The sequence below is a fragment of the Variovorax sp. CAN15 genome (assembly GCF_030462475.1).
Taxonomy (GTDB): domain Bacteria; phylum Pseudomonadota; class Gammaproteobacteria; order Burkholderiales; family Burkholderiaceae_C; genus Variovorax.
The window spans coordinates 137,095-155,180 of the sequence record NZ_JASMRZ010000006.1 but is presented as its reverse complement, the minus strand read 5'-3'; the positions used below and the strand labels follow the sequence as shown (position 1 = coordinate 155,180).

Here is an 18,086-nt window from a genome sequence, read left to right as displayed (position 1 = left end):
GTATGACGCTCAAGCTCGCCATCGCGCAACTCAATTTTGTGGTGGGCGACCTCGCCGGCAACGCGAAAAAGATCGTCGATGCCGCACGCGATGCCCATGCCCAGGGTGCGCGCCTCTTGCTGACGCCCGAACTCTCGATTGCCGGCTACGCGGCCGAGGACCTGTTCCTGCGCCCCGCCTTCACCGAAGCGTGTGATGATGCCGTGAAAGGCATCGCCGCCGCTCTGGCCGACCTCAAAGACATGGTCGTGGTGGTGGGGCATCCGACCGGAGGCAGCCTGCGCAGCCGTTCGGTGGCGGTGCAGATGCGGCACAACGCGGCCAGCGTCATCAAGGAAGGTCGCATTCTCGAAACCTACGCCAAGCGCGAGCTGCCCAACTACCAGGTGTTCGACGAGCGCCGCTACTTCAAGCCGGGGCAGGGCACCTGCGTGTTCGAGGTGGAGGGCGTCTCGATCGGCCTGCTGATCTGCGAGGACGCCTGGTTCGACCAGCCGGCCGAACTGGCGCGCGAAAGTGGTGCGGAGGTGGTGGCGGTGATCAATGCCTCGCCCTATCACGTGGGCAAGGAAGGCGAGCGCGTCGCGCGCATGGCCGACCGGGCGCGGGCGGTGGGACTGCCGCTGGTCTATGCGCATCTGGTCGGCGGGCAGGACGAAGTGGTGTTCGACGGTGCCTCCTTCGCGCTGCAGGCCGACGGATCCACCGCGATGCAGGCCGAGAGCTTCCGGGAGAAGCTGGTTTTCGCGCAGCTTGAACGCAAGCCGCAGGGCGGCGTGAGCTTCGTGGCCGATCCGGCTGCCGTGGCGCCGCCGCGCGACGCCAAAGCCCAGCTCTGGGACGCGCTGGTGCTCGGGGTGCGCGACTACATCGGCAAGAACGGCTTTCCGGGCGCCATCCTGGGGCTTTCGGGCGGCATCGATTCCGCCTTGGTGCTCGCCATCGCGGTCGATGCGCTGGGCAAGGACAAGGTCCGCGCGGTGATGATGCCTTCGCCTTACACCGCCGACATCAGCTGGATCGACGCGCGTGACATGGCTGGCCGGCTGGGCGTGCGCTACGACGAGATTTCCATCAGGCATACCTTCGAGTCCTTCAAGGGTGCGCTGGCCGAGGAATTCAAGGGCCGGCCCGAGGACACGGCCGAGGAGAACATCCAGGCCCGCATCCGCGGCACGCTGCTGATGGGGCTGTCGAACAAGTTCGGCTCCATCGTGCTCACCACCGGCAACAAGAGCGAGATGGCCACCGGCTACTGCACGCTGTACGGCGACATGGCGGGCGGCTTCGCGGTCATCAAGGACCTGCTCAAGACCACGGTGTTCGCGCTGGCGCGCTGGCGCAACGCCCACGATCCGTACGGCACGGGCAGCGAGCCGATTCCCGAGCGGATCATCACGCGGCCCCCGAGCGCCGAGCTTCGGCCCGACCAGACCGATCAGGACAGCCTCCCGCCCTATGACATCCTCGACGGAATCCTGGCACGCTACATGCAGGACGACGAGGGCATCGACGAGATCATTTCAGCCGGCTACGAGCGCGCGGTGGTCGAGCGGGTGGCGCGGCTGATCAAGATCAACGAATACAAGCGGCGCCAGGCGCCGGTAGGCATCCGGGTCACCCATCGAAGCTTCGGCAAGGATTGGCGTTACCCTATCACCAGCAAATTCAACGAAACCGCCGGAGCGCAAAAACCATGAAGCAGATCACCGCCATCGTCAAACCCTTCAAGCTCGAGGACGTGCGCGAGGCCTTGGCCGAAGTGGGCGTCACCGGCCTGACCGTGACCGAAGTCAAGGGCTTCGGCCGCCAGAAGGGGCATACCGAGCTCTACCGTGGTGCCGAGTACGTGGTCGACTTCCTGCCCAAGATGAAGGTCGAAGTGGTCGTCAACGAGGCTGACGTGGAGCGCTGCATCGAGGCCATCGTCAATTCCGCGCGCACCGGGAAGATCGGCGACGGGAAGATCTTCGTGACCGGCGTGGAGCGCATCGTACGCATCCGTACCGGCGAGGAAAACGAAAACGCCGTGTAACTGGCTTGCCCCCAGGCTGCGTGCACTTCGTGTCGCTTCGCCTATCCCCTGCCGGGGGCAACACCTGAGCCCGGCAAAGCCGGTTCCTCGGTGTTTCTGGAATGACTTCCGGACTCTGCCCGATGATCAGAGGTTTTCCGAGAGCCTGTCCTCGCGCGGGTGCAGCGGCACCTCGGCGCGCAGCGCGGTGAGCAGTTCGGGCACGTCGGTGCCGGTGCGGATCAGGCTCATCTGCCACTCGCCCATGAAGCCCTCGCGCACGCTGTGCGCCAGGAAGCTCAGCAGTCCGTCGTAGTAGCCGGCGGTGTTGAGGATGCCGGTGGGCTTGTCGTGGTAGCCGAGCTGGCGCCAGGTCCAGATCTCGAACAGTTCCTCGAAGGTGCCGATGCCGCCCGCCAGGGCGACGAAGGCGTCGGCGCGTTCGCCCATCATGGCCTTGCGCTCGTGCATGGTGTCGACCACGTGCAGCTCGTCGCACAGGGGGTTGGCCAGTTCCTTGTCGACCAGCGCCTTGGGAATGATGCCGACGACGCGGCCGCCGGCCTGGCGGGTGGCTTCGGCCACCGTGCCCATCAGCCCGGTGCGGCCGCCGCCGTAGACCAATTGGCCGCGACGCTGGCCGATCCATTGGCCGACCGCCTGCGCGGCTTGAGTGAATTCAGGGCGCTCGCCAGGACGCGAGCCGCAGTACACACAGATCGAAAATTCAGGAGTCATCCCGCCATCATGCCGCAGGCGGTGGGCCGTCTCATGACATGAAGCGCTGCCATAGCGCAGCCACCCAGATGCCACCGCACAGTGTGAGCGACAGCAGCACGGCGGCGCTGCCCATGTCCTTGGCGCGCTTGGAGAGGTCGTGCCATTCCGGTCCGATGCGGTCGATGGCGGCTTCCACGGCGGTGTTGAGCAGCTCCACGATCATCACGAGGATGGCGCTGCCCGCGAGCAGTGCCACTTCGACCCAGCTGCGCCCCAGCCAGAAGGAGGCTGGAATCATCACGATCGACAGGATGGCTTCCTGCCGGAACGCGGGCTCGCTCCAGCCGGCGCGCAGACCGTGCAGGGAGATCAGCGTGGCATGCCAGACGCGCTCGAAGCCCTTGCGGGCCTTCTGCGGGTTGACGGCGGGATCGGGAAGCTTTGGTTTCGGCACGGCACTCATCGGCGGCTCATCGGTTTGGAGGTGATGAGCCGTGTACCGGCCCAGGCGTCGTGCCAGAACTGGCGGTCGGGGTGAAAGCGTGCCAGCAGGGCCCAGATGGCCACCCAGCCGAAGATCAGCACGGTCGATTCGCCGCCCGACAGCTTGAAGGGCGCAATGGCTGCCAGCGGCGGCAGGAACCAGACCCAGCTCAGCAGATAGCGCGCGAGTGCCCGGCGCTGGCTGATGGACCGGCCGTGCACGTCGACGATGCGGATGTTCCAGGTTTTCATGGCGAGGGTCTGGCCCTTGGTCCAGAACCAGACGAAGTACACGCCGAATACAACGAAAAGAAAAGCCTGGAACAGATGGCGCCGCGAATCCATGGCGTCGCGCATCTGGCCCAGCGTACTGAAGAGCCAGCCCGAGACGAACACCACCGCGAACAGGAGCATGCCTTCGTAGAGCCAGCAGGCCATGCGGCGCCAGAGGCCGGGCACTATCGAAACAGGAGCGCTGGTTGCGGAAGGGGAGGGCGAGGCGGGCTGGTCGGAGCCCGAAGCTTCGGGAGAAATGGAAACCATCGAAGCCTTGCGGTCAGGGGGCAGAGGAGGTCGGCTGCTCGGTTGCCGACGATGGTGCCGGCACCTGGGCTTCAGCAGGGACCGGGGGAGCCACGGCGCTCGATGGGGCAGGGGCCGCCGGGATGACGGAAACAGCCGGCGTTGTTGCGGCCGCAGCAGTAGCAGGGGCACGATCCGGCGGCGAGGCCACCAGGACAGTCGCGGCTGGCGCGGGTGGGGGCGCCAGCAGGATGCGGGGGGGGTGTTGTCCACCGGGGGTCGCGGCGGGTACCGGCACGAGTTTCTGGGAGGAAACCGGTCGCACAGGAATTGCGGCGCCGCGTGGTTTCGGTGGAGCGCGTTCGGCGAGCTTGCGCTTTTCTTCTTCACTCAAGGCTTGATATTGCTCCCACTTCACCTTGCGCTCGTCGGGCGGAATGCGTTTGACCTCTGCGAAGTTCAGGCGGGCCTGGGCGCGCTGCTGATTGCTCAGGGCCGCCCATTCGATCATGCGGCTGTGGAGGGTGGTCTGATCGTGCGCGGACATGCGCGCGAAGTTGCGCGAAAGCGCCAGCCACTTCTTCTTTTGCCCAATGTTCAGAGTGTTCCAGTGCGACCCGAGCGGTTTCAGCGCCTGCTGTTGCTCCGCCGTGAGCTCGCTCCAGAGGGGCTTGGTCGGAGAGACTGCCTTCGGACTGGTGGCCGGCGCGGAGCTGCTGGCCGTGGTGGGGCTGCCGGTGGCCTTGGATGCAGCTTCGGAGTGGGGCTGGGCGCAGGCAACCGTCAGGCCGAAGGCCGCGACAGCAAACGCACCTGCCCAAACGACTGCGCCCGCCGGAAGCGGGCGCAACGGGCGGGGGCTGTTCGCGCTGGAGGTGGAGCGGCGTCGCATTCGATCGATGAAGGTTCAGTCGGAGGCGTTATCGGCCTTGAGGAATTGGGCGAAGCCAGGGTCGGTATAGGCTGCGGGCGGCAGGTCGCCGGTCAGCAGTGCGGAATCTACCTCGGCCAACTCGCTGGCGCGATCGTCGTCTTGCATCACGCTGATGGTGATCAGGCCGGCAACGAGGGCGATCAATGGCACCACGGAGCCGATGCGAGTCCACCAGCCGCCGCCCATCGTGAGCGTATGGCCCGACTGCGCCACCACGGGGGCGGCCCTCAGTTGCGGGGCCTGCTTGCGCGCCGCCACGGCCTGCGCGCGCGCCACGCGCAGCCGTTCGCCGATGTCGTGCGGCAGCTCCCGGTTGCCGGCCGAAAGGCGGGCGGCCAGGCGCTGGCCAAACTGGTCTTCGGCGACGGTGTTGATTGAGGTTGGAACCTTAGTGTTCATGGCGATATTCCCTTGGCCTTGAGCGCCTTGCTCAGAGCGTGAACGGCTCGCGAACAATGGGTTTTGACGCTGCCCTCGGAGCAGCCCATCGCAGCGGCCGTCTCTGCGACGTCCATTTCCTCCCAGTAACGCATCAGGAAAGCCTCGCGTTGACGGCCTGGCAGTGCTGCGATCTGTTCCTCGATTTCCTGGAAGATCTGGGCGCGGCGGGTCGTGTCCTCAGCGCTCTCCGACTCCCTGGAGTCGGCCGGCGAGACGAAGTTCTCCAGCAGGTCGAAATCTCCGTCGTCATCGACCGACTCGAAATCGCTGAGGTTGGAGAAGAGGGCGCGCCTGGTTTTCTGGCGGCGGAACCAGTCGAGCGTGCAGTTCGACAGGATGCGCTGGAACAGCATCGGCAGCTCGGCCGCGGGCTTGTCGCCGTAGTGCTGGGCCAGCTTCATCATGCTGTCCTGCACGATATCGAGGGCCGCTTCTTCATCCCGCACGTGATAGACCGAGCGCTTGAAAGCGCGTCGTTCGACGCTTTTCAGGAAGTCGGAGAGTTCTTGTTCAGTGGCCAAGCGAGAGGGGGCGCGCAGGGCGCGCCGCGTGGGAATGGGGTCTAGCGATCGCTACGTTTATCGCCGCGGATTATGCCTTTGTGGCTTTACAGGGCAGCTGAAGCGAATATGAACGCCCGGAAATGTCATAATCCGGGCTGCAAGTCAAAAGGCAAACGGGTCACGGTCCGGCGGAACATCAGTCCGTCCATGGCTTTGGCCTCAAGTCCTGGCGCGACCTCACAAGGGTTGGCAAGGGGCACCCAAGGTATTTCGTTCCCGAAATAAACAAAGGTTGATCATGGAAATCTCCAAGGCGGAAATCGTCTCCGCAGCCGCTGCGTCCGCTGGCGCCGGCAACTCGACTCAAGAACTCATGGGCGCCGAAGTGCTGGTCAAGGCACTGCAGGCCGAAGGCGTCCAGTACGTCTGGGGCTATCCGGGCGGCGCGGTTCTCTACATCTACGACGCGTTCTACAAGCAGGACACCATCCAGCATGTGCTGGTGCGCCATGAGCAGGCCGCCGTCCATGCGGCCGACGGCTATGCCCGCGCAACCGGTGAAGTCGGCGTGGCACTGGTCACCTCCGGTCCCGGCCTGACCAATGCGGTCACCGGCATCGCGACGGCGTACATGGACTCGATCCCGATGGTGATCATCTCGGGCCAGGTGCCGACGGCGGCCATCGGTCTCGACGCCTTCCAGGAATGCGACACGGTCGGCATCACCCGCCCCATCGTCAAGCACAACTTCCTCGTCAAGGATCCCAAGGATCTGGCCATGACGATGAAGAAGGCCTTCCACATCGCTCGCAGCGGCCGTCCGGGCCCCGTGGTGGTGGACGTGCCCAAGGACGTCTCGTTCAAGAAGATCCCGTACGCAGGCTATCCCGACAAGGTCGAGATGCGCTCGTACAACCCGGTGCGCAAGGGTCACGGCGGGCAGATCCGCAAGGCGCTGCAGCTCCTGCTGGCCGCCAAGCGCCCCTACATCTACACCGGTGGCGGTGTGCTGCTGGGCAACGCCTGCAACGAGCTGCGCACGCTGGTCGACATGCTGGGCTACCCGGTCACCAACACGCTGATGGGCCTGGGTGCTTATCCGGCGAGCGATCGCAAGTTCCTGGGCATGCTGGGCATGCACGGCACCATCGAGGCCAACAACGCGATGCAGAACTGCGACGTGCTGCTGGCCGTGGGCGCGCGCTTCGACGACCGCGTGATCGGCAACCCCAAGCACTTCGCGCAGAACGAACGCAAGATCATCCACGTCGACATCGACCCGTCGAGCATCTCCAAGCGCGTGAAGGTCGACATCCCGATCGTCGGCGACGTGAAGGACGTGCTCACCGAGCTGATCTCGATGATCCGCGAGAGCACCGCCAAGCCGGACGCAGGTGCTCTGGCCGACTGGTGGAAGACCATCGAGGCATGGCGTTCGCGCGACTGCCTGAAGTACGACCGCGGCAACAAGGACGTGATCAAGCCGCAGTACGTGGTCGAGACCCTCTGGAACATGACCAAGGACGCCGACACGTACATCACGTCGGACGTCGGCCAGCACCAGATGTGGGCAGCCCAGTACTACCGCTTCGACGAGCCGCGCCGCTGGATCAATTCGGGCGGCCTGGGCACCATGGGCGTGGGCATTCCCTACGCCATGGGCATCAAGCTCGCGAAGCCCGATTCGGAAGTGTTCACCATCACCGGCGAAGGCTCGGTGCAGATGTGCATCCAGGAACTCTCCACCTGCCTGCAATACAACACGCCGATCAAGATCTGCTCGCTCAACAACCGCTACCTGGGCATGGTGCGCCAGTGGCAGGAGATCGAATACTCCGGCCGCTACAGCCACAGCTACATGGATGCGCTGCCCAACTTCGTGAAGCTCGCCGAGGCCTATGGCCACGTCGGCATGCTGATCGAGCGTCCACAAGACGTGGAGCCGGCGCTTCGCGAGGCGCGCAAGCTCAAGGACCGCACGGTGTTCATGGACTTCCGCACCGACCCGACCGAAAACGTGTTTCCGATGGTGAAGGCCGGCATGGGCATCACCGAGATGCTGCTGGGTTCCGAAGATCTCTGACCGATCGACGGAACGGACATTCGCTCAACTCTTAACTACTGACGAATCTATTGCCCGCCAAGCCCGCGCATTACCGTGCACGGGGGAGGGCGGCGAAAAGAGGAGTCACGCAAAAATGAAACACATCATCGCAGTGCTGCTGGAGAACGAGCCGGGTGCTCTTTCCCGCGTGGTGGGCCTGTTCTCGGCCCGCGGCTACAACATCGAATCGCTCACGGTGGCGCCCACGGAGGACGCGAGTCTCTCGCGCATGACCATCGTCACCACCGGCTCGGACGACGTGATCGAGCAGATCACCAAGCACCTGAACCGCTTGATCGAAGTGGTGAAGGTCGTCGACCTGACCGAAGGCGCCTACACCGAGCGCGAGCTCATGATGGTGAAGGTGCGCGCGGTCGGCAAGGAGCGCGAGGAGATGATGCGCATGGCGGAAATCTTCCGCGGCCGCATCATCGACGTGACGGACAAGAGCTACACCATCGAACTCACCGGCGACCATGGCAAGAACGACGCTTTCCTGGAAGCGATCGAGCGTAGCGCTATCCTCGAGACTGTCCGCACCGGTGCCAGCGGCATTGGGCGCGGCGAGCGCATCCTGCGCGTGTAGGAGGGTGAAGGCGCCCTCAGTTCATACGTTCATCCACACATGAGGCAAGAGTGATGCGAGGTCTGCTTGGTTTCGACAGGATGGTGACCCCGGCGATCGTCCGGGTGCTCTACTTTCTCGGCCTGCTGGGCGTGCTCGTGCTGGCGGTGGCCGCGCTGTACCAGCGGCAGTACCTGCCGGCCTTCACGGTCCTGATCTTCGGCGCCATCGGCGTTCGCATCTACAGCGAGCTGCTCATCGTGCTGTTTCGTATCCACGACAGCCTCGTGTCCATCAACCAGCAAATGAAGGACCGGAATTCCTCCGGCCTTTGAGTGAAGTGCATCCCCGCGCGGATGCTCGAGATTTTTTAGGAGAGATACACATGAAGGTTTATTACGACAAGGACGCTGACCTGAGCCTCATCAAGGGCAAGACGGTTGCAATCATCGGTTACGGCTCGCAAGGCCATGCGCACGCGCAGAACCTGAACGACAGCGGCGTCAAGGTCGTGGTCGGCCTGCGCAAGGGCGGCGCTTCGTGGCCCAAGGTCGAGAAGGCCGGCCTGAAGGTCGCAGAAGTCGCCGACGCCGTGAAGGCCGCCGACGTCGTGATGATCCTGCTGCCCGACGAGCAGATCGCCAACGTCTACAAGAACGACGTCGCCCCCAACATCAAGGAAGGCGCTTCGCTGGTGTTCGCGCACGGCTTCAACGTGCACTACGGCTTCGTGCAGCCGCGCGCCGACCTCGACGTGTGGATGGTCGCTCCCAAGGCGCCGGGCCACACCGTGCGCAGCACGTACACCCAGGGTGGCGGCGTGCCCCACCTCGTGGCCGTGCACCAGGACAAGACCGGCAAGGCGCGCGACCTCGCGCTGAGCTACGCCACCGCCAACGGCGGCGGCAAGGCCGGCATCATCGAGACCAACTTCCGCGAAGAAACCGAGACCGACCTGTTCGGCGAACAAGCGGTTCTGTGCGGCGGCACGGTCGAGCTGATCAAGGCCGGCTTCGAAACGCTGGTGGAAGCCGGCTACGCGCCCGAAATGGCGTACTTCGAATGCCTGCACGAGCTGAAGCTGATCGTCGACCTGATCTACGAGGGCGGCATCGCCAACATGAACTACTCGATCTCGAACAACGCCGAGTACGGCGAGTACGTCACCGGCCCGCGCGTCGTGACGGAAGAGACCAAGAAGGTCATGAAGCAAGTGCTGAAGGACATCCAGACCGGCGAATACGCCAAGAGCTTCGTGCTGGAAAACGCTGCCGGCGCTCCCACGCTGATCAGCCGCCGTCGCCTGAATGCAGAGCACCAGATCGAAGTCGTCGGCGAAAAGCTGCGCGCGATGATGCCCTGGATCAAGAAGAACAAGCTGGTCGACCAGACCCGCAACTGATCTGCGAGCCGAAAGGGCGCTTCGGCGCCCGTTTCCCGAGGGCCACCCGTTGCGGTGGCCCTTTTGTTTGACGAGGGGCGCCACGGCCCCTGAACTACACTGCGAACCATGCGATTCAAAGATCAAGATGCTATCGAATGGATAGCTGCCAGCGCAGTGCCCATGAGGGACGGAGGCAATTTCAATGCATGACGACACGCTCCCCGACGATGTGCAGCCGCGCAAGCGCCGCAAGGGCATCTACATCCTGCCGAACCTGTTCACGCTGGCGGCGCTGTTCGGCGGCTTCTATTCGGTCGTGATGGCCATGAACGCGCGATTCGATCTTGCGGCGCTCGGCGTGTTCGCCGCGATGATCCTCGACAGCCTCGACGGCCGCGTCGCGCGCATGACCAACACGCAGAGCGCGTTCGGCGAGCAGATGGATTCGCTGTCCGACATGGTGTCGTTCGGCGCGGCGCCGGCGCTCATCGCCTACGAATGGTCGCTCAAGGGGCTGGGCCGCTGGGGCTGGATCGCGGCCTTCGTGTACTGCGCCTGCGCGGCGCTGCGGCTCGCGCGCTTCAACGTCAACACCGGCGTGGTCGACAAGCGCTGGTTCCAGGGCCTGCCGTCGCCCGCGGCCGCGGCGCTCGTGGCGGGCTTCATCTGGCTCGTGAACGAGTGGGGCAAGCGCGGCGGCGAGGTGCTCTATCTCTCGTGGACACAGATCACCTGGGTCACCTTCGCCTTCACGCTGTATGCGGGCCTCACGATGGTCACCAACGCGCCGTTCTACAGCTTCAAGGACATCCAGATGAAGAAGAGCGTGCCTTTCGCGGTGATCGTGCTGATCGCGCTGGGCATCGCCGTCATCAACATCCATCCGCCGACCGTCCTTTTCGGGCTCTTCGTCGTCTATGGCCTGAGCGGCTACGTGGTCTATGCGTGGCGCAAGGCCAAGGGCCAGCCGGCCAGTGTGATCAGCACCTCGACGGAAGAGCCCGACGAACGGGGCTTGCATAACTGAGCGCGGCTTGTGCTACATTCGTCAGCCTCATGACCAAGATTTCGCTGCTGGCCCTACTAGCCCTCCCTCACGGGCGGAGACGGTAGCGCACGCGCAAATCCCTCACCACGGCCCGTTCGCACCAGCAACGGGCCGTTTGTTTTTTGGGGTTGCTGGTCGATTACCAACCATCCAAGAGAAATCGACATGCTCAAGCAACCTCAAAGCAAATATCGCGCGTTCGCCCCGATCGGCCTCAAGGACCGTACCTGGCCCGATGCCGTGCTGACCAAGGCGCCGATCTGGCTGTCGACCGATCTGCGCGATGGCAACCAGGCCCTGGTCGAGCCCATGGACATCGCGCGCAAGATGCGCATGTTCGAAACCCTCGTGGCCATCGGCTTCAAGGAAATCGAAGTCGGCTTCCCCTCGGCCTCGCAGATCGAATTCGACTTCGTCCGCAAGCTCATCGAGGAGGACCGCATCCCCGACGACGTGACGATCCAGGTGCTGACGCAGGCGCGCGACCATCTCATCGCCCGCACCTTCGAATCGCTGCAGGGCGCCCCGCGCGCCATCGTGCACCTCTACAACGCTGTGGCCCCCGTGATGCGCCGCGTGGTGCTCGGCATGGACGAGGACCAGATCGTCGAGCTCGCCAGCAGCCACGCCCGCATGTTCAACGCGTTCGCCGCCAAGCAGCCGAACACGCAGTGGACCTTCCAGTACTCGCCCGAGATGTTCTCGGGCACCGACGTCCACTTCTCGAAGCGCGTGGTCGATGCGGTGACCGAAGTCTGGGCGCCGACGCCCGAGCGCAAGTGCATCGTCAACCTGCCCACCACGGTCGAGCACTCCACGCCGAACATCTTCGCCGACATGATCGAGTGGATGCACCGCAACCTCGCGCGCCGCGACTCCATCGTGCTGTGCGTGCATCCGCACAATGACCGCGGCACCGGTACGGCGGCGGGCGAGCTGGCCCTGATGGCCGGTGCCGAGCGCATCGAAGGCTGCCTCTTCGGCAACGGCGAGCGTACCGGCAACCTCGACCTCGTGAACGTCGCGCTCAACCTCTACACCCAGGGCGTCTCGCCGGAGCTCGATTTCTCGAACATCGACGAGATCCGCGCCACGGTCGAGCATTGCAACCAGATCCCGGTGCACCCGCGCCATCCGTACGTGGGCGACCTGGTCTACACCTCGTTCTCGGGCTCGCACCAGGACGCGATCAAGAAGGCTTTCGCCGCGCGCAAGGACGGCGACATCTGGGAAATTCCGTACCTCCCCATCGACCCGAAGGACGTGGGTCGCAGCTATGAAGCCGTGATCCGCGTGAACAGCCAGTCGGGCAAGGGCGGCATGGCCTACCTGCTCGAGAGCGAATACGGCATCGAGATGCCGCGTCGCCTGCAGATGGAGTTCATGCAGTCGGTGCAGCGCGTGATGGACGTGGCCGGCAAGGAACTCACGGCCGCTGACCTCTGGCAGCTGTTCGTGCGCGAATACGGCATCGAAACGGCGCAAGCCCTCCAGCAGCGCGTGATCGAGGAAGAGGGCGAGGGCGCCGACGCTTCCGTGGTTCTGCGCGGCGACCTGGTCTGGGACGGTGAAGTTCGCGCCATCGAGGGCCGCGGCAACGGCCCCATCGACGCCTTTACCCAGGCGCTGAGCAAGGCCACCGGCCACACCGTTCGCGTGATGGACTACCACCAGCACGCCATTGGGGCGGGCGCCGATGCGAAGGCCGTGGCCTACCTGGAGCTGCGCGTGGACGAGAGCCAGACGCTTTTCGGCGTGGGCATGGACGCGAACGTGGTCACGGCCTCGCTGAAGGCGATCGTTTCGGGCGTGCAGCGTGCGCGTACCCGGGGCGCGCACAGCGCACAATCGGTGGTTGAAGTCGCCTGACGCTGAAGCGCTGGTCCGGTCCGGACGCGCAGGAAGGGCGCGTACGAAGGAGAACCACGATGACCGACCAGCTGATCATTTTCGATACAACCCTGCGCGACGGCGAGCAATCGCCGGGCGCCTCGATGACGCGCGACGAGAAGCTGCGTATCGCCAAGCTGCTGGAGCGGCTGAAGGTCGATGTCATCGAGGCCGGTTTTCCGGCCAGTTCGAACGGCGATTTCGAGGCGGTGAAGGCGATTGCCAACGCGATCAAGGATTCGACGGTGTGCGGCCTCTCGCGCGCCAACGACCGCGACATCGGGCGCGCGGCCGAGGCCCTGAAAGGCGCGGCCCGCGGGCGGATCCACACCTTCATCGCCACCTCGCCGCTTCACATGGAAAAGAAGCTGCGCATGTCGCCCGACGAGGTGCATGAGCAGGCCAGGCTGGCCGTGCGCTTCGCGCGCAACCAGATCGGCGACGTGGAGTTCAGTCCCGAAGACGGCTACCGCAGCGACCCCGACTTCCTGTGCCGCGTGCTCGAAACCGTGATCAACGAGGGCGCCACCACCATCAACGTGCCCGACACCGTCGGCTACGCCATTCCCGAGCTCTACGGCAACTTCATCAAGATGCTGCGCGAGCGCATCCCCAACAGCGACAAGGCGATCTGGTCGGTGCATTGCCACAACGACCTGGGCATGGCCGTGGCGAACTCGCTGGCCGGCGTGAAGATCGGCGGCGCGCGCCAGGTGGAGTGCACCATCAACGGCCTGGGCGAGCGCGCTGGCAACTGCTCGCTCGAGGAAGTGGTCATGGCAGTCAAGACCCGCAAGGACTATTTCGGCCTCGACCTGCGCATCGACACCCAGCACATCGTGGCCGCCAGCCGCATGGTCAGCCAGACCACGGGCTTCGTGGTGCAGCCCAACAAGGCGGTGGTGGGCGCCAATGCCTTCGCGCACGCCTCGGGCATTCACCAGGACGGCGTGCTCAAGGCCCGCGACACTTACGAAATCATGCGTGCCGAGGACGTCGGCTGGACGGCCAACAAGATCGTGCTGGGCAAGCTCAGCGGCCGCAATGCCTTCAAGCAGCGCCTGCAGGAGCTGGGCGTGACCATGGAGAGCGAAGGCGAGATCAATGCCGCCTTCCTGCGATTCAAGGAGCTGGCCGACCGGAAGTCGGAGATTTTCGACGAGGACATCCTTGCGCTGGTCAGCGCGGAAGAGGTGTCGAACGTTGGTGAGCAGTTTGCTTTCGTCTCTCTCTCCCAGCACAGCGAAACCGGCGAGCGCCCTCAGGCGAAAATCGTATTCACCGTCCAGGGCAAGGAAGTCACCGGCGAGTCAGACGGAAATGGCCCGGTTGATGCGTCCTTGAAGGCCATCGAGTCGCATGTCAAGAGCGGTGCAGAGATGGTTCTTTACTCTGTGAATGCCATCAGCGGCTCGACGGAAAGCCAGGGAGAAGTTACAGTCCGGTTACAAAACGCAGGGCGGGTGGTCAACGGTGTGGGTGCGGATCCGGACATCGTTGTCGCTTCGGCTAAGGCTTATTTGAGTGCGCTCAACAAGTTACAGAGCCAAGCTGAGAGAGTTGCGGCACAAGGTTAGGTTGTCGGGCGATCCTTGTTATTCGAATGAAGAAGAGGATGCAAGTAACTGATATTGCGTGTCTTTTTTGATTTCGATACACTGCGGTCCTCGTTTGTCGCCGCTGGAGATTTTTTAATGCCTGAAGCCCGCCTAAGCCGAGTTTCCAGCCAGCGGTTCCTGCCCGCTTTCAAAGCCATCGCCGTCGCGCTCTGCGCCACGGCGTTTTTGCTGCCTGGCGCCCAGGCCGCGAAGAAGGAAAAACCCGCCGCCAAGACCGCCGTCGCCGCCAAGAAGGCGAAGGGGCCTGTGCCGGTCGAAGTCAAGCGCGGCGCAGCGTCCTCGAAGACCGCCGTCGCCACCAAGCGCGGCGGCCGCGCCGAAAAGGCCAAGGCCGAACGTGCCGAGAAGGTGGTTCGCGGCGGACGCAACGTCGTCGCAACGATCCACAAGAAGAACGGCAAGACCGTGGTGGCGGTGCAGCGCCGCTCGGTGGTTCGCGTCGTGGAAGCGCCGCGCCAATCCTTCGGCCAGATGGCCGGCCTGCATGGAACCGAAGACGCCCTCGACCTGAAGTCGAGTGTCGCGCTGGTCATCGACCAGGACACCCACGAAGTTCTGCTCAGCAAGAACGACCACGCCGTGCTGCCGATCGCGTCGCTCACCAAGCTCATGACCGGCCTGCTCATCAGCGAGGCTCATCTGCCGAACGATGAACTCATCACCATCACCCAGGACGACGTTGACACCGAGAAGCGCAGCAGCTCGCGCCTGACGGTCGGCACGACGCTTTCGCGTGGCGAACTGCTGCACCTGGCGCTGATGTCGAGCGAGAACCGCGCAGCGCATGCGCTCGGCCGCACCTATCCGGGTGGCCTGTCGACCTTCGTGAGCATCATGAACGCCAAGGCCAAGATGCTCGGCATGAAGGACACGCGTTACGTGGAGCCCACCGGCCTGTCGAGCCGCAACCAGTCGAGCGCGCAAGACTTGGCGCTGCTGGTCAACGCCGCCTATGCCGATGCGACCGTGCGTTCGCTTTCCACCTCGCCTGAATACCAGGTCGAAGTCGGCAACCGCGTGCTGCAGTTCAACACCACCAACCGCCTCGTGAAGAGCCCCGATTGGGAGATCGGCGTGCAGAAGACCGGCTACATCTCCGAGGCCGGCCAATGCCTCGTGATGCAGGCCAGGGTGGCTGGCCGCAAGCTGATCATGGTGTTCCTGGATTCGGCAGGCAAGTTCAGCCGTATTGCCGATGCGGAGCGCGTGCGCCGCTGGGTCGAAGCCACGCATGCGGTCGGTTCGCCGGCGGCTTCGTCGCGCAACGCTGCGTACCAGGTGGCAGGCTGATCCTGCCTTCCAATAGAAAAACAGGCCCCGCGAGGGCCTGTTTTTTTGAGGGCGGCTGGCTGGGGCTTTGTCAGCCGCCAGCCGATGGTGAGGAACCACCGGAAGGCGACGGCGTGGCCGACATGCCTTCCTTGAACCCCAGCGCGCCCGAGATCTCGTTGGCCGTAGCCTGAAGCTTGGGCAGCCAGCCCTCGTCCAGGCGATCGGCTGGGGCGGAGATCGACAAACCCGCCACCAGCTTGCCCTGGTCGTCATAGATGCCGGCGGCCATGCAGCGCACACCCAGTTCCAGCTCTTCGTTGTCGCGGGCGATGCCGTATTGGCGCGCCTTCGACAACTCGCGCTCAAGCGCAGGCAGTTGGGTGATGCTGTTGCGCGTGTGGCCGGCCAGACCCGTGCGGGTAGCGTAGCTGCGCACGCGCTGCGGATCGTCCGCCGCCAGAAACAGCTTGCCGGTCGAGGTCAGGTGCAGCGCGGCGCGGCCGCCGATGGCGCGCACCACCTGCATGCCGGAGCGCTCACTGTAGGAGCGTTCGATGTAGACGATCTCGTCGCCCTGGCGCATGCTGAGGTTGACGGGCTGCTGCGTCAGCTTGTGCAGCTCGCGCATCGGGCCGAGGGCGGCGTCGCGCACGTTGAGCCGGCCCTTGACCAGGTTGCCGAGCTCCAACAGGCGCATGCCGAGCCGGTAGCTGCCGGCCTCGGGGCGATCGACGAACCGGCCGACTGCCAGGTCGTTGAGGATACGGTGCGTGGTTGACGGATGGAGCCCCGTCTTTTCGCTGATCTCCTTCAGCGAAATTGCGTCCTCGCGCGATGCCAGGACGTCGATCAGCGCAAACATGCGCTCAATCACCTGGATCACGGGAACGGCGGGAATGTCGGATTGGTTTTTTCTCATGGCGCTCTGCGGTGAAGACCGGGCGCCATTTTACCTTGTGAAATCGCCTGGTGCCTGCCAGCGGCCATCCAACAACACTTCATGCGGGGAAAAGCGCGCCTTGTAGTTCATCTTCGGACTGTGCTCGATCCAGTAGCCGAGGTAGACATGCGGCAGCCCCAGCTTGCGGGCCTGCTCGATCTGCCAGAGCACGCTGTAGGTGCCGTAGCCGGCGCTCGAGTCAGGCTCGTAGAAGGTGTAGACGGCCGAGATGCCATCGTTCAGCACGTCGAGGATCGACACCATTCGGAGAGCGCCCGCGCTGCCGTCCGGCAGGGTCTCGCGAAATTCCACCAGCCGCGAATTGACCCGGCTCTGCAAGAGGAACTGGGTGTACTGGTCGATACTGTCGTGGTCCATGCCGCCACCGGCGTGGCGGCCATTCTGGTAGCGCAGGTAGAGCTGGTAGTGCTCCGGCATGAAGCACAGCTTGAGCACGCGCGCCTGCAACTCCGCATGCTGCTTGAGCGCACGGCGCTGGCTGCGGGTGGGGCGGAAGGCATTCGCCAGCACGCGCAGCGGAATGCAGGCCCGGCAGCCGTCGCAGTAGGGCCGGTAGGTGAACATGCCGCTGCGCCGGAAGCCGCTGAGCACCAGATCGGAGTACGCGTCGTTGTGGATCAGGTGGCTGGGCGTGGCCACCTGCGAGCGGGCCTGCCGGTCGGGCAGGTAGCTGCAGGGGTAGGGCGCAGTCGCGTAGAACTGCAGCGTGTGAAGCGGGAGGTCCTTGAGGTGCGTCACGTCAGGGAAGGAGGTCGCGCTGAAAGGAGTTCGGACCAGTATACGGGCTCGAATCGCCACCGTGGGCCCTCTTCCCCCCGTGCCCCTGCCACGTGCGCGACGAAGCGCTTGCGCGGCATTTCGCGGGCGCCGAGGCTCGCGAGGTGGGCCGTGTTCTGCTGGCAGTCGATCATCCGCACGCCGAAGTGGCGGCATAGCGACACCAGAGCCGCCAGGGCGATCTTCGATGCGTCCGGACGGCGGGTGAACATCGACTCGCCGAAGACGGCGCGGCCCAGCGAAACGCAGTACAGCCCACCCGCCAGTTTGCCGCCGATCCAGGTCTCGACGCTGTGGGCGTGGCCGGCGCGGTGCAATTCCGTATAGGCCTTGACCATGTCCGGCACGATCCAGGTGCCCGACTGTCCGACCCGCGGCGAGCTCGAGCAGGCCCTGATGACCGCCGCGAAATCGTGGTCGATGCGCACCTCGCAGCCGGGCGCTTCCACGAAGCGCGCGAGCGTCTTGCGCAGCGATCGGTGCAGCCTGAACTCGTCCACCTGCAGCACCATGCGCGGGTCGGGGCTCCACCACAGGATCGGCTGGTCTTCGCTGAACCACGGGAAGACGCAGTTGCCGTAAGCCTGCATCAGAGTATCGACGTCGAGCGCACCGCCGGCGGCCAGCAGGCCGGGCACGGGGTCGGCCGTGCCCCAGGCCGAGGCGGGGTCGGGCAGGGCATCTCCGGGTTCGAGCCAGGGCAGTTGTTGCATGTCCATAGGTATACACGGCTTCGCAAACACCAATCCAGTGGGTGAAAATCGCTTCCAGCCGACATCGCGACCAGCATTCGGCCCACACGCCGCGGCACCACAAGACTCGCTGGAAACCCTATAGTGCACAGCTTGC

The 18,086-nt window shown here is 64.5% G+C and carries 19 protein-coding genes; 10 read left to right on the top strand and 9 right to left on the bottom strand.

Features of this window, described 5'->3' with window-relative positions:
* Window positions 1-2 precede the first annotated feature (2 nt).
* Window positions 3-1,700, top strand: a complete 1,698-nt coding sequence (locus QMO14_RS07530; protein WP_301505747.1) for an NAD+ synthase — start codon at window positions 3-5, stop codon at window positions 1,698-1,700.
* A complete protein-coding gene (locus QMO14_RS07525) occupies window positions 1,697-2,035 on the top strand; it encodes a P-II family nitrogen regulator (protein WP_056518066.1) in 339 nt (112 codons plus the stop codon). Before QMO14_RS07530 ends, QMO14_RS07525 begins: the two co-directional genes overlap by 4 nt.
* Before the next feature lie 126 nt (window positions 2,036-2,161).
* Here QMO14_RS07525 and QMO14_RS07520 read toward each other — a convergent pair whose 3' ends face one another.
* Genes QMO14_RS07520 through QMO14_RS07495 form a run of 6 tightly spaced genes read right to left on the bottom strand, consistent with a single transcriptional unit; the run spans window position 2,162 to window position 5,635 of the window.
* Window positions 2,162-2,752, bottom strand: coding sequence for a TIGR00730 family Rossman fold protein (locus QMO14_RS07520; protein ID WP_301505746.1), 591 nt, complete (start codon window positions 2,750-2,752; stop codon window positions 2,162-2,164).
* 31 nt (window positions 2,753-2,783) lie between these two features.
* A complete protein-coding gene (locus tag QMO14_RS07515; RefSeq protein ID WP_301505745.1) occupies window positions 2,784-3,197 on the bottom strand; it encodes a diacylglycerol kinase in 414 nt (137 codons plus the stop codon).
* Window positions 3,194-3,760, bottom strand: a complete 567-nt coding sequence (locus QMO14_RS07510) for an RDD family protein (protein ID WP_301505744.1) — start codon at window positions 3,758-3,760, stop codon at window positions 3,194-3,196. Before QMO14_RS07510 ends, QMO14_RS07515 begins: the two co-directional genes overlap by 4 nt.
* 13 nt (window positions 3,761-3,773) lie before the next feature.
* The gene (locus QMO14_RS07505) at window positions 3,774-4,631 is read right to left on the bottom strand and encodes a DUF3106 domain-containing protein (protein WP_301505743.1); all 858 of its coding nucleotides are present in this window, start codon (window positions 4,629-4,631) and stop codon (window positions 3,774-3,776) included.
* A gap of 15 nt (window positions 4,632-4,646) precedes the next feature.
* Window positions 4,647-5,072, bottom strand: a complete 426-nt coding sequence (locus tag QMO14_RS07500; protein ID WP_301505742.1) for a DUF3619 family protein — start codon at window positions 5,070-5,072, stop codon at window positions 4,647-4,649.
* A complete protein-coding gene (locus QMO14_RS07495) occupies window positions 5,069-5,635 on the bottom strand; it encodes an RNA polymerase sigma factor (RefSeq protein WP_301505741.1) in 567 nt (188 codons plus the stop codon). Before QMO14_RS07495 ends, QMO14_RS07500 begins: the two co-directional genes overlap by 4 nt.
* Before the next feature lie 280 nt (window positions 5,636-5,915).
* Here QMO14_RS07495 and QMO14_RS07490 point away from each other — a divergent pair, with 280 nt between their 5' ends.
* From QMO14_RS07490 to QMO14_RS07455, 8 genes are all read left to right on the top strand, one after another.
* Window positions 5,916-7,700, top strand: coding sequence for an acetolactate synthase 3 catalytic subunit (locus QMO14_RS07490; RefSeq protein WP_301505740.1), 1,785 nt, complete (start codon window positions 5,916-5,918; stop codon window positions 7,698-7,700).
* Window positions 7,701-7,815: 115 nt separating this feature from the next.
* Window positions 7,816-8,307: an acetolactate synthase small subunit gene (gene ilvN / locus QMO14_RS07485; RefSeq protein WP_007834236.1), complete on the top strand. Its 492-nt coding sequence runs from the start codon at window positions 7,816-7,818 to the stop codon at window positions 8,305-8,307.
* Between the two features lie 53 nt (window positions 8,308-8,360).
* Window positions 8,361-8,621 carry a DUF4282 domain-containing protein gene (locus QMO14_RS07480; protein WP_301505739.1) on the top strand — a complete coding sequence of 87 codons (261 nt, stop codon included), beginning with the start codon at window positions 8,361-8,363 and terminating at the stop codon, window positions 8,619-8,621.
* A gap of 50 nt (window positions 8,622-8,671) precedes the next feature.
* Window positions 8,672-9,688: a ketol-acid reductoisomerase gene (gene ilvC, locus QMO14_RS07475; protein ID WP_081266312.1), complete on the top strand. Its 1,017-nt coding sequence runs from the start codon at window positions 8,672-8,674 to the stop codon at window positions 9,686-9,688.
* A gap of 184 nt (window positions 9,689-9,872) precedes the next feature.
* On the top strand, window positions 9,873-10,697 hold the full coding sequence (gene pssA, locus QMO14_RS07470) for a CDP-diacylglycerol--serine O-phosphatidyltransferase (RefSeq protein ID WP_301505738.1): 825 nt from the start codon (window positions 9,873-9,875) through the stop codon (window positions 10,695-10,697).
* A gap of 186 nt (window positions 10,698-10,883) precedes the next feature.
* Complete coding sequence (gene leuA, locus QMO14_RS07465) at window positions 10,884-12,587, top strand: 2-isopropylmalate synthase (RefSeq protein ID WP_301505737.1); 1,704 nt, start codon at window positions 10,884-10,886, stop codon at window positions 12,585-12,587.
* 59 nt (window positions 12,588-12,646) lie between these two features.
* Window positions 12,647-14,185: a 2-isopropylmalate synthase gene (locus QMO14_RS07460; RefSeq protein ID WP_301505736.1), complete on the top strand. Its 1,539-nt coding sequence runs from the start codon at window positions 12,647-12,649 to the stop codon at window positions 14,183-14,185.
* A 117-nt stretch (window positions 14,186-14,302) separates the two neighbouring features.
* Window positions 14,303-15,517 carry a serine hydrolase gene (locus QMO14_RS07455; protein WP_301505735.1) on the top strand — a complete coding sequence of 405 codons (1,215 nt, stop codon included), beginning with the start codon at window positions 14,303-14,305 and terminating at the stop codon, window positions 15,515-15,517.
* Between the two features lie 70 nt (window positions 15,518-15,587).
* Here QMO14_RS07455 and QMO14_RS07450 read toward each other — a convergent pair whose 3' ends face one another.
* Genes QMO14_RS07450 through aat form a run of 3 tightly spaced genes read right to left on the bottom strand, consistent with a single transcriptional unit; the run spans window position 15,588 to window position 17,950 of the window.
* The gene (locus QMO14_RS07450; protein ID WP_301505734.1) at window positions 15,588-16,418 is read right to left on the bottom strand and encodes an IclR family transcriptional regulator; all 831 of its coding nucleotides are present in this window, start codon (window positions 16,416-16,418) and stop codon (window positions 15,588-15,590) included.
* A gap of 30 nt (window positions 16,419-16,448) precedes the next feature.
* A complete protein-coding gene (locus QMO14_RS07445) occupies window positions 16,449-17,198 on the bottom strand; it encodes an arginyltransferase (RefSeq protein ID WP_301505733.1) in 750 nt (249 codons plus the stop codon).
* Window positions 17,195-17,950 carry a leucyl/phenylalanyl-tRNA--protein transferase gene (gene aat / locus QMO14_RS07440; RefSeq protein ID WP_301505778.1) on the bottom strand — a complete coding sequence of 252 codons (756 nt, stop codon included), beginning with the start codon at window positions 17,948-17,950 and terminating at the stop codon, window positions 17,195-17,197. The genes QMO14_RS07445 and aat overlap by 4 nt, the downstream gene beginning before the upstream one ends.
* Window positions 17,951-18,086: the final 136 nt, after the last annotated feature.

Excerpts from the sequence above, each read along its gene's own strand:
- QMO14_RS07530 (WP_301505747.1), top strand. The coding sequence starts at position 3 with ATGACGCTCAAGCTCGCCATCGCGCAACTCAATTTTGTGGTGGGCGAC.
- QMO14_RS07525 (WP_056518066.1), top strand. The coding sequence starts at position 1,697 with ATGAAGCAGATCACCGCCATCGTCAAACCCTTCAAGCTCGAGGACGTG.
- QMO14_RS07520 (WP_301505746.1), bottom strand. The coding sequence starts at position 2,752 with ATGACTCCTGAATTTTCGATCTGTGTGTACTGCGGCTCGCGTCCTGGC.
- QMO14_RS07515 (WP_301505745.1), bottom strand. The coding sequence starts at position 3,197 with ATGAGTGCCGTGCCGAAACCAAAGCTTCCCGATCCCGCCGTCAACCCG.
- QMO14_RS07510 (WP_301505744.1), bottom strand. The coding sequence starts at position 3,760 with ATGGTTTCCATTTCTCCCGAAGCTTCGGGCTCCGACCAGCCCGCCTCG.
- QMO14_RS07505 (WP_301505743.1), bottom strand. The coding sequence starts at position 4,631 with ATGCGACGCCGCTCCACCTCCAGCGCGAACAGCCCCCGCCCGTTGCGC.
- QMO14_RS07500 (WP_301505742.1), bottom strand. The coding sequence starts at position 5,072 with ATGAACACTAAGGTTCCAACCTCAATCAACACCGTCGCCGAAGACCAG.
- QMO14_RS07490 (WP_301505740.1), top strand. The coding sequence starts at position 5,916 with ATGGAAATCTCCAAGGCGGAAATCGTCTCCGCAGCCGCTGCGTCCGCT.
- ilvN (WP_007834236.1), top strand. The coding sequence starts at position 7,816 with ATGAAACACATCATCGCAGTGCTGCTGGAGAACGAGCCGGGTGCTCTT.
- QMO14_RS07480 (WP_301505739.1), top strand. The coding sequence starts at position 8,361 with ATGCGAGGTCTGCTTGGTTTCGACAGGATGGTGACCCCGGCGATCGTC.
- ilvC (WP_081266312.1), top strand. The coding sequence starts at position 8,672 with ATGAAGGTTTATTACGACAAGGACGCTGACCTGAGCCTCATCAAGGGC.
- pssA (WP_301505738.1), top strand. The coding sequence starts at position 9,873 with ATGCATGACGACACGCTCCCCGACGATGTGCAGCCGCGCAAGCGCCGC.
- leuA (WP_301505737.1), top strand. The coding sequence starts at position 10,884 with ATGCTCAAGCAACCTCAAAGCAAATATCGCGCGTTCGCCCCGATCGGC.
- QMO14_RS07460 (WP_301505736.1), top strand. The coding sequence starts at position 12,647 with ATGACCGACCAGCTGATCATTTTCGATACAACCCTGCGCGACGGCGAG.
- QMO14_RS07455 (WP_301505735.1), top strand. The coding sequence starts at position 14,303 with ATGCCTGAAGCCCGCCTAAGCCGAGTTTCCAGCCAGCGGTTCCTGCCC.
- QMO14_RS07450 (WP_301505734.1), bottom strand. The coding sequence starts at position 16,418 with ATGAGAAAAAACCAATCCGACATTCCCGCCGTTCCCGTGATCCAGGTG.
- aat (WP_301505778.1), bottom strand. The coding sequence starts at position 17,950 with ATGCAACAACTGCCCTGGCTCGAACCCGGAGATGCCCTGCCCGACCCC.